The 8,765-nt window shown below is 63.5% G+C and carries 10 protein-coding genes; 5 read left to right on the top strand and 5 right to left on the bottom strand.

Annotation, left to right across the window (positions count from 1 at the left end):
- The coding region (locus RT697_RS27120) for an IS3 family transposase (protein ID WP_370126299.1) at window positions 1-68 on the top strand (68 nt) is incomplete at its 5' end.
- A gap of 73 nt (window positions 69-141) precedes the next feature.
- Here RT697_RS27120 and RT697_RS26040 read toward each other — a convergent pair.
- Together RT697_RS26040 and RT697_RS26035 are read right to left on the bottom strand one after the other, a co-directional pair.
- Complete coding sequence (locus RT697_RS26040; RefSeq protein ID WP_313702532.1) at window positions 142-504, bottom strand: cytochrome c; 363 nt, start codon at window positions 502-504, stop codon at window positions 142-144.
- A gap of 12 nt (window positions 505-516) precedes the next feature.
- Window positions 517-870, bottom strand: a complete 354-nt coding sequence (locus tag RT697_RS26035) for a cytochrome c (protein WP_313702531.1) — start codon at window positions 868-870, stop codon at window positions 517-519.
- Between the two features lie 175 nt (window positions 871-1,045).
- Here RT697_RS26035 and RT697_RS26030 point away from each other — a divergent pair, with 175 nt between their 5' ends.
- Both RT697_RS26030 and RT697_RS26025 read left to right on the top strand, forming a co-directional pair.
- Window positions 1,046-1,927 carry a MoxR family ATPase gene (locus RT697_RS26030; protein WP_175123151.1) on the top strand — a complete coding sequence of 294 codons (882 nt, stop codon included), beginning with the start codon at window positions 1,046-1,048 and terminating at the stop codon, window positions 1,925-1,927.
- Between the two features lie 25 nt (window positions 1,928-1,952).
- Complete coding sequence (locus RT697_RS26025) at window positions 1,953-3,125, top strand: VWA domain-containing protein (protein ID WP_175184131.1); 1,173 nt, start codon at window positions 1,953-1,955, stop codon at window positions 3,123-3,125.
- A gap of 43 nt (window positions 3,126-3,168) precedes the next feature.
- On the opposite strand, the gene RT697_RS26020 is transcribed toward RT697_RS26025, so the two are convergent.
- From RT697_RS26020 to RT697_RS26010, 3 genes are all read right to left on the bottom strand, one after another.
- Entirely contained in the window at window positions 3,169-3,726 is a 558-nt protein-coding gene (locus RT697_RS26020) for an N-acetyltransferase family protein (RefSeq protein ID WP_313702530.1), read from the bottom strand.
- Window positions 3,727-3,827: 101 nt separating this feature from the next.
- A complete protein-coding gene (locus RT697_RS26015; protein ID WP_313702529.1) occupies window positions 3,828-4,208 on the bottom strand; it encodes a hypothetical protein in 381 nt (126 codons plus the stop codon).
- Between the two features lie 248 nt (window positions 4,209-4,456).
- Window positions 4,457-5,056 carry a GNAT family N-acetyltransferase gene (locus tag RT697_RS26010; RefSeq protein ID WP_313702528.1) on the bottom strand — a complete coding sequence of 200 codons (600 nt, stop codon included), beginning with the start codon at window positions 5,054-5,056 and terminating at the stop codon, window positions 4,457-4,459.
- A gap of 91 nt (window positions 5,057-5,147) precedes the next feature.
- Between RT697_RS26010 and RT697_RS26005 the strand changes: the two genes are divergently transcribed.
- Both RT697_RS26005 and RT697_RS26000 read left to right on the top strand, forming a co-directional pair.
- Window positions 5,148-7,895, top strand: coding sequence for a pitrilysin family protein (locus RT697_RS26005; protein WP_313702527.1), 2,748 nt, complete (start codon window positions 5,148-5,150; stop codon window positions 7,893-7,895).
- Between the two features lie 285 nt (window positions 7,896-8,180).
- Window positions 8,181-8,570: a DUF4148 domain-containing protein gene (locus RT697_RS26000; RefSeq protein ID WP_312437179.1), complete on the top strand. Its 390-nt coding sequence runs from the start codon at window positions 8,181-8,183 to the stop codon at window positions 8,568-8,570.
- Window positions 8,571-8,765 lie beyond the last annotated feature (195 nt).

The following is an 8,765-nucleotide window of genomic DNA, read 5'->3' as shown; positions in this document are numbered from 1 at the left end:
ATCGCATCAAGCTCAAGCTAAAAGGCCTGAGCCCGGTGCAATACCGAGCTCAGGCCTTCGGGCTTTAGTCGACCGTCCAACTTCTGGGGGTCAGTTCACTAGCGAGGGTTTTTCATTCACGTCGGCCGGAGCCGTTGCGTCCTAGCGGCGCACGCCCAGATCGCTGGGCAGCGTGGCCAGCCACGCCGACACGTTGGAGATGTCCTGGTCGGACAGCTGCGTGGCGAAGGCGCCCATGATCGGGTTCTTGCGCACATTGGCCGTGGCGGCGCTGCCGGAGGCGCCCCGCTTGTAGGCCTTCAGCGCATGGACCAGGTAGTCGGCGTGCTGCCCGGCCAACGTCGGATACGCAGGATCCACGGCCGTCTTGGCATCGGCGCCGTGGCAAGACGCGCAATTGAATTTCTCGAAGACGGCTTTGCCGGCCGCCAGGTCCTGCGCCTGGGCAGCAGCACCCGAAATGGCCAGGGTCGCGCCCGCAAGGGCAAGCATGGTGCGGTTCATGGTTTTGCCCCCTTATTTGAGATTCGAGTAGTACGCGGCCAGATCGGCAATGTCCTGATCGGACAGGCTGCCGGCAATGGCGTCCATCGTGGGATGGCTGCGCGCGCCTTTCTTGTACTCGTTGAGGGCGGTTTCGATGTACTTGGCGTTCTGGCCAGCGATCATCGGAACATGGTAGAGCTCGGGAAACGATGCCTTGTAGCCCGGGATTCCGTGGCAACCGATGCACATCGAAACCTTGTCGCGGGCGTTCTGGACATTACCGACCGGCGCTGCGTCTGCAGCAACAGCCTGGCCGGCGATCGCACAGGACGCCATCGTGGCCAACACGGAAACCGTGTACTTCAGAGAGGTTCGCAACTTCATTGGAATGACTCTTCTTGGTATGGCTAAGGACTAGGGCCTGCTCACACGAAAAGGCCCTCTGCAAACACGTTGCGGGTGGAACCCAAAGCAAAACCGCCTGATTGTACGATAATTGCTCAGGATTAATACCTTGCGTTAGTGTTGATCCCAATCAAACCACAGAAGCCATCAAACCATGTCCGCAGCCCAGACCGCCTCATCCGCCAAGCCAGTCCGCTTCGATGGCACCGACAGCTACGTCGCCACCGATGACCTCAAGCTCGCCGTGAACGCCGCTCTCACCTTGCAGCGCCCGCTGCTCATCAAGGGAGAACCCGGCACCGGCAAGACGATGCTGGCCGAGGAAGTGGCCCGCGCGCTGGGCCGGCCGCTGCTGCAATGGCACATCAAGTCCACCACCAAGGCGCATCAGGGTCTGTACGAATACGACGCCGTGTCGCGCCTGCGCGATTCGCAGCTTGGCGATGAAAAGGTCCGCGACATCCGCAACTACATCGTGCAGGGCACGCTGTGGCAGGCGTTCCAGTCGCACGAGCCGGTGGTGCTGCTGATCGACGAGATCGACAAGGCCGACATCGAATTCCCCAACGACCTGCTGCGCGAGCTGGATCGCATGGAATTCCATGTGTACGAAACGCGCGAGACCATCGCCGCGCGCCACCGTCCGCTCGTCATCATCACGTCGAACAACGAAAAGGACCTGCCCGACGCGTTCCTGCGCCGCTGCTTCTTTCACTACATCCGCTTTCCGGACCGCGAAACGATGCGCGACATCGTGGCCGTCCACTACCCCGATCTGAAGCAGGACGTGCTGCGCGCCGCGCTCGACACGTTCTTCTCGCTGCGCGATGCGCCCGGGCTGAAGAAAAAGCCGTCCACGTCCGAACTGCTGGACTGGCTGCGCCTCTTGCTGGCCGAAGACGTCACGGCCGCGCAGATCGACGCGCATACGGCGACTGCCGTGCCGCTGATGGCTGGCGCGCTGCTCAAGAACGAGCAGGACGTGCATCTGCTGGAACGCCTTGCGGCCATGACGCGCGGCGGCCAGCGCCGCTGATCCGGCATCCACGGGTGGCCCGCACATGCTGATCGACTTCTTCTATCACCTCCGGGCGCACAAGCTGCCCGTCTCGGTCAACGAATACCTGACGCTGGTGGACGCCCTGCGCCAGGATCTGATGTCGCCCACGCTGGACGAGTTCTACTTCCTGGCGCGCGCCACACTCGTCAAGGACGAGTCCCTCTACGACCGCTACGACAAGGCCTTCGGCGCGTACTACCGCGGCATCGAAGCCGCGCTGCCCGCGGGCAAGGACATCCCGCTCGACTGGCTGATCAAGCAGTTCGAAAAAAGCCTGTCGCCCGAAGAAAAGGCCGCCATCGAAAAGCACGGCTGGGACAAGCTGATGGAGCTCTTCAAGGAACGCCTGGACGAGCAGAAGGAACGCCACGCCGGCGGCAGCAAGTGGATCGGCACGGGCGGCACCTCGCCGTTCGGCAACGGCGGCTATCACCCCGAAGGCATCCGCGTCGGCGGCGCATCGGCCGGCAACCGCACGGCGGTCAAGGTCTGGGACATGCGCCAGTTCAAGGACTACGACGATCAGGTCGAACTGGGCACGCGCAACTTCAAGGTGGCGCTGCGCCGCCTGCGCCGCTTTGCGCGCCAGGGCGCCGAACTGGAACTGGACCTGGACGACACCATCGCCAGCACGGCGCGCAACGCGGGCCATCTGGACCTGCGCATGATTCCGGAGCGCCACAACACGGTGAAGGTGCTGATGCTGCTGGACGTGGGCGGCAGCATGGACGACCACATCGGCCGGGTCGAGGAACTGTTTTCGGCGGCCCGCAGCGAGTTCCGCAATCTAGAGGTCTATTACTTCCACAACTGCCCGTACGAAAGCCTGTGGCAAAGCAACCGCCGCCGCCAGAACGAGCGCTTCGACACCTGGGACGTGCTGCGCAAGTACAACCCGGACTGGCGCCTGATCATCGTCGGCGACGCCACGATGAGCCCGTACGAGATCCTGCAGCCGGGCGGTTCGGTCGAGCACTACAACAAGGAACCCGGCGCCGAATGGATGCGCCGGCTGCTGGACGCGTGGCCCAAGTCGGTCTGGCTGAACCCCGAGCCCACGGCGTCGTGGCAGTACCGCCAGTCCATCGCACTGATGCGCGACATCATGCAGGACCGCATGTATCCCGTGACGGTCGCCGGCCTGGAGCAGGCAATGCGGGTGCTGTCGAAGTAGCACCGCAGGCGCGGCGGCGATGCCGCCGCCGCGGTTGGCGTTCTTAGCCGTCGACCGGGTTTTCGGGCGTGTCCAGCGTCAATTGATAGAACGCCAGATCGAGCCAGCGCCCAAATTTGAAGCCGGCCTGGCGGATCGTGCCGGCATGCACGAACCCCAGCTTTTCATGCAGGCGGATGCTGCCCTGATTCGAGGCGTCGATACCGCCGACCATCACGTGCACGCCATTGGCGCGCGCCCGTTCGATCAGGATGGCCATCATCGCTTCACCCAGGCCGCGGCCGCGGAAACGCCCGTCCACGTACACCGAATGCTCGACCGAATACTTGAACGCGGGAAACGCGCGAAACGTGCCGTAGCTGGCAAACGCCATCAATTCGCCGTCGGCATTCTCAAGCCCCACAACGGGGAAACCGCCCTGCTGCTTGGTCTTGAACCATCCGTCCATGGCCTCACGCGGCCGCGGCTTGTAGTCGTACAGCGCGGTCGACGTCGCAATGGCGTCATTGAAGATGGCCAGGATCTGGTCGGCGTGGCGCTCGTGCGTGCAGTCGACCAGCGTGGCGCCTTGCGGGGCGTGGAGTTCGGCGGGCGTTTTCATGGCGGGAATTTTAGCGACGGCGCTGCATGCCGGCATGAAGAGGACGAAAAAAAACCGGCGGTGATGCCGGTTCAGTGAAACGTTGCCGCTTCTGGCCACTCTCAGGCGGCGCGGCTCTCCACAGATCGATGCGCGCGCGTACTCATGTGGCGCAGACCGGGGCATTGCCGCCACGACAATTCGTCGGCATCCATGTCCAGGTCGAACAAATCTTGCGCGGCGGGCCACGGATGGGAGCGCGCGGTGGCGCCCTCCATTTCAAGCACATGGCCGGCAAATCCGCGAGGCGATCCACCACACTCCGCGAAATACCGCTGCGTACTCAGATCCACCACATAGGTGGTCATGTCATGGGTCAGTATGGCCACGTATTGGCCGTCATCACTGGCATAAGCGTATTGAAACTGTCCTTTGATGCCATCGCCGTTGAGGGCGCTGCCAGTCAGTTGGGACAAGGCACGCGTGACGATTTCGGTCAGCATGGGTCGTTCCTCCGTAGAATGCGCCGGCAGGATGCCGGCGGCGAAGGCGCGAACGACAAGCACCGGCGCCGCGCGAAGGCGGCGTCTGGCGTTGGACGGGAAGCCGGTAAGACGGCCGTCGCGCATCCCGTCAGCAACAGCTAATGCGTCCTTGAAAGCTTACACCCGCGACCGGAAGGGGTTCAAATCCCTTGGGAAAACTGGACTGCTGCATCGCACCATCAAGCCCGGCGCGGCTTGGCGGTCCATCAAGCCGCCGCAAAGATGGCGCCATCATTGGCGCCGCCCGCCTCCCGCCGACGGCGCCAGGCCTCGCGTCCCAGGCGGTACAGCACGTGCGCGCGCAGCGGGTGTCCCGCTGGCACGGCCGGATGATCGAAGAGTTCCGGTTCGGCGGCCATGCCCAGACGGTCCATCACGGCGCGCGACCGCATGTTGTCCGCGGCGGTGAAGGCCACGATTTCGTCCGCGCCGACCTGTTCGAAGCCCACCCGCAACGCCGCGTCGGCTGCTTCGCTCGCATAGCCCCGTCCCCAGAACGGTTGGGCTAGGCGCCACCCGATCTCCACGCCCGGCGCAAAGGGCAGGACAGGCGCCAGCGGCTTGATGCCGACGAAACCGATGAAGGGAGCCACACCCGGCACTTCCACGGCCCAGAAGCCCCAGCCGTGTTCGTCGATGCCCGCGGCCAGCCTGTCGGCCAGCGCGTCGCTTTCCTGGGGCGTCAACGGCAACAGGAACTGCGTCACTTGCGGGTCGGCGTTAAGGGCGGCGAACGGCGCGCGGTCCGCGGCGCGCCATTGCCGCAGCACAAGGCGAGGCGTTTCGACTTCGACGGTCAGGGACATATCAACTTCCTCGGCGTGGCGGCGGGCCGCCTGAACCATTGCCAACGTATACACTCCAACGGATTCTGCCATGCCAAAGGAATAGTCCGCCATGCGCTTGTCCCTGTCGAAGCTGCCGCGCCCGCTAGGCGTGCTGCTGTTTTCCTCCTTCATGGCCTTTCAGGCCGGAGCCGCCAGCCTGCCGGCCGGCGTCACGGAGGCCGCCTCGATCGAAGGCATCACCGAATACCGCCTGGCCAATGGCCTGCGGGTGCTTCTGGTACCCGACGAATCCAAGCCGTCCACCACGGTCAACATGACGTACCTGGTGGGCTCGCGCAATGAAAACTACGGCCAGACCGGCATGGCGCACCTGCTGGAACACATGCTGTTCAAGGGTACGTCCACCACGCGCAACGCGATGGGCGAGTTCTCGCGCCGCGGCTTGCAGGCCAACGGCTCGACGTCCAGCGACCGCACCAATTACTTCGCCAGCTTCGCGGCCAACCCCGAGACGCTGAAGTGGTATCTCGGCTGGCAGGCCGATGCGATGGTCAATTCGTTGATCGCCAAGGAAGATCTGGACTCGGAAATGACCGTGGTCCGCAACGAGATGGAAAGCGGCGAGAACAGCCCGTTCCGCATCCTGATGCAGAAGATGCAGGCGGCCGCCTACCAGTGGCACAGCTACGGCAAGAACACGATCGGCGCGCGTTCCGACGTCGAAAACGTGGACATCGGCCAGCTGCGCGCGTTCTATCACGAGTGTTACCAGCCCGATAACGCCGTGCTGATCGTGGCGGGCAAGTTCGACCCGCAGACGACGCTGGCAGACATCGAGGCCACGCTGGGCAAGCTGCCCAAGCCCGACCGCAAGCTGCCGCCGGAATACACGGTGGAGCCGGCGCAGGACGGCGAACGCTCGGTGACGCTGCGCCGCACCGGCGGCACGCCGCTGGTCGCGGCGATGTATCACATTCCGGCCGGCGCCAGCGCGGACTTCGTGCCGTTCGACCTGGCGACCACGATCCTGGCGGACACGCCGTCGGGCCGCCTGTACCATGCCCTGGTGCCGACCAAGCTGGCCTCGGGCGTGTTCGGTTTCACGATGGAAAACCTGGATCCGGGGCTGGCGATGTTCGCCGCGCAACTGACGCCGGGCAAGGACCTGGACGCGGCGATGAAGGCGCTGACGGGCACGCTGGAATCGCTCGGCAAGAAGCCCTTCACGGAGCAGGAACTGGACCGCGCGCGCAGCAAGTGGCTGACGTCGTGGGAACAGACATATAGCGATCCGGAGCAGGTGGGCGTGGCGCTGTCCGAAGCGATCGCCGCGGGCGACTGGCGCCTGTTCTTCCTGCAACGCGACCGCGCCCGCCAGGCAACGCTGGCCGAGGTGCAGAGGGCCGCGACGACCTATCTGGTGCAGAGCAACCGCATCGAAGGCCGCTACATTCCGACCGAAAAGCCGGTGCGCGCGCCGCAGACGGATCGCGTGGACCTCACCGCCGTGTTCAAGGACTACAAGGGCGATCCGGACTTCAAGGCGGCGTCGGCGTTCGATCCGTCGCCGGCCAACATCGACAAGCTGACGCAACGCACGACGCTTGACCTGCCCAATGGCCCGGTAAAACTGGCGCTGCTGCCCAAGGCGACGCGGGGCAGCCGTGTGCAGGCGCAGATGCTGATCCAGTTCGGCAACGAGAAGGACCTGCTGGGCCAGCGCGTGAATTCGAGCGCGGCTGCGGACCTGCTGCTGCGCGGCACGGACAAGCTGTCGCGCCAGGATATCCAGGACCGCCTGGACAAGCTGCAGGCTGAACTTGGCTTCAGCGGCGCCGGCACGACACTAAAGGTGGCGATGTCGACCAAGGGCGAAAATCTGCCCGAGCTGACAGCGCTGGCGCTGGAGATCATCCGCAACGCCAGCTTCCCGAAGGAGCAGCTGGAGGAATATCAACGCCAGCTTGAAACCTCGATCCAGAACGCAATGACGGAACCGTCGGCCCTGGCCGGCCGTGCGCTGGCCCGCCACGACAATCCGTGGCCTGCGGACGACCTGCGTTACGTGCCGACGTTCGAAGAATCGCTGGCTAGCGTGCGCGGCCTGAACCGCGAGGCCCTGGCAAAGTTCCACGCCAAGTTCTACGGCGCGGGCGATATCGAGTTCTCGGCGGTGGGCGATTTCGAGCCCGCTGCGGTGGAGAAGTCGCTGCGCACGGGACTGGCCGGATGGAAGAAGGCGCCGGCCTACACCCGCGTGCCGAACCCGTACCGCGACGTACCGGCCAAGCAGTTCGATATCGAAACGCCGGACAAGGCCAACGCGTTCTATCTGTCGCGCATGCCGCTGAAGGTGCAGGATACGGACGCGGACTATCCGGCGCTGTATCTGGCCAATTACCTGTTCGGTGCGTCGGAAACCTCGCGCTTGTGGAACCGGGTGCGCGAGACGGAAGGCCTGTCGTACAACGTGCGCAGTTCGCTGTCGGTGTCGGCGTTTGAACCCACCGCAAGCTGGAGCATTTACGCAATCTATGCGCCGCAGAATCGCGAGCGGCTGGAGAAGGCGATCAACGAAGAACTGGCGCGAGTGCTGAAGGACGGTTTCTCGGAGAAGGAAATCACGGAAGGCATCACGGCCCTGCTGAACTACCGGAATCTGGCGCGGGCGCAGGACGACGTGCTGGCGAGCACGTGGCTGGACTATCTGGAGCGTGGTCGCACGTTCGCGTGGTCTGCGGAAATGGACAAGAAGATTTCCGCCTTGACGCCTGACTCGGTGAACGCGGCGCTGCGCAAGTACGTGCGCCCGGATGGCTTCAGCACGGCGCTGGCGGGGGATTTCAAGAAGCCCTGACGCACCGCCTTTTGGAAAGCCCCTGCTTCGGCAGGGGTTTTTTTTGCATAGTGGGCTGGTTGTTGCGGTTTGATGATTCTGGGATTGGGCTTAACCATTCCATTGATGGGGCTAATTCTTTCAGTCCGACCTATTACTCGGTTATTTGGAAAGATGTTTTCAGGGATTAAGGGTTTATCCCAGGTGGGAAGGCGCGCACAATTCAGTCCATCGGGAACAGCAAACGAACCACGACGGAGTGCCGCCGGATTCGGTCCCTCTTTACGACGAATTGGAGGTCTCACCATGAAAACCCTAGCAACCACCCTTTTCCTATCCCTGGCCCTGGCCGGTGTCGGCGCACAAGCCGCCGGCGTTGAACAAGCGAAGAGCAGCGCCCAAGTGGCGACGGAACTGCAAGCAGCGAAGGCAAGCGGCCAGTACACGTTCGGCGAGCTGGACTATCCGCCCGCCCTGCCCCAAAAGACCAGCTTGAGCTCGCAGGAAGTGCAAGCCGAGCTGCAACAAGCCAAGGTCAGCGGTCAATACACGTTCGGCGAATTGCAGTACCCGCCGGTCGTTGCAACGTCGGGCAGCGCGAAGTCGCGTGCTGACGTTCAACAGGAACTGGCGCAAGCGAAGGCCAGCGGCCAATACACGTTCGGCGAGCTCGAGTACCCGCCGATCAGCCGGTGAGCTGCTTGCTGTAGCCCGGCCGGCCTCGGGTGGCATCATGGCCTGAGGCCGGTATTTTCGGCATACAGCGGCGGTTGAAGTAGTAGTAGCAGTTGAAGTAGCAGCAGTCGTTGAAGTTGAAGTCAGCAGTTGAAGTTGCAGTCAGCAGTTGAAGTTGCAGTCAGCAGTTGAAGTTGCAGTCAGCAGTTGAAGTTG

The organism is Achromobacter sp. (assembly GCF_032113835.1).
Lineage (GTDB): Bacteria > Pseudomonadota > Gammaproteobacteria > Burkholderiales > Burkholderiaceae_B > Achromobacter.
Note: the sequence above shows the minus strand (reverse complement) of the source record. Positions and strands in the feature narration are given on the sequence as shown.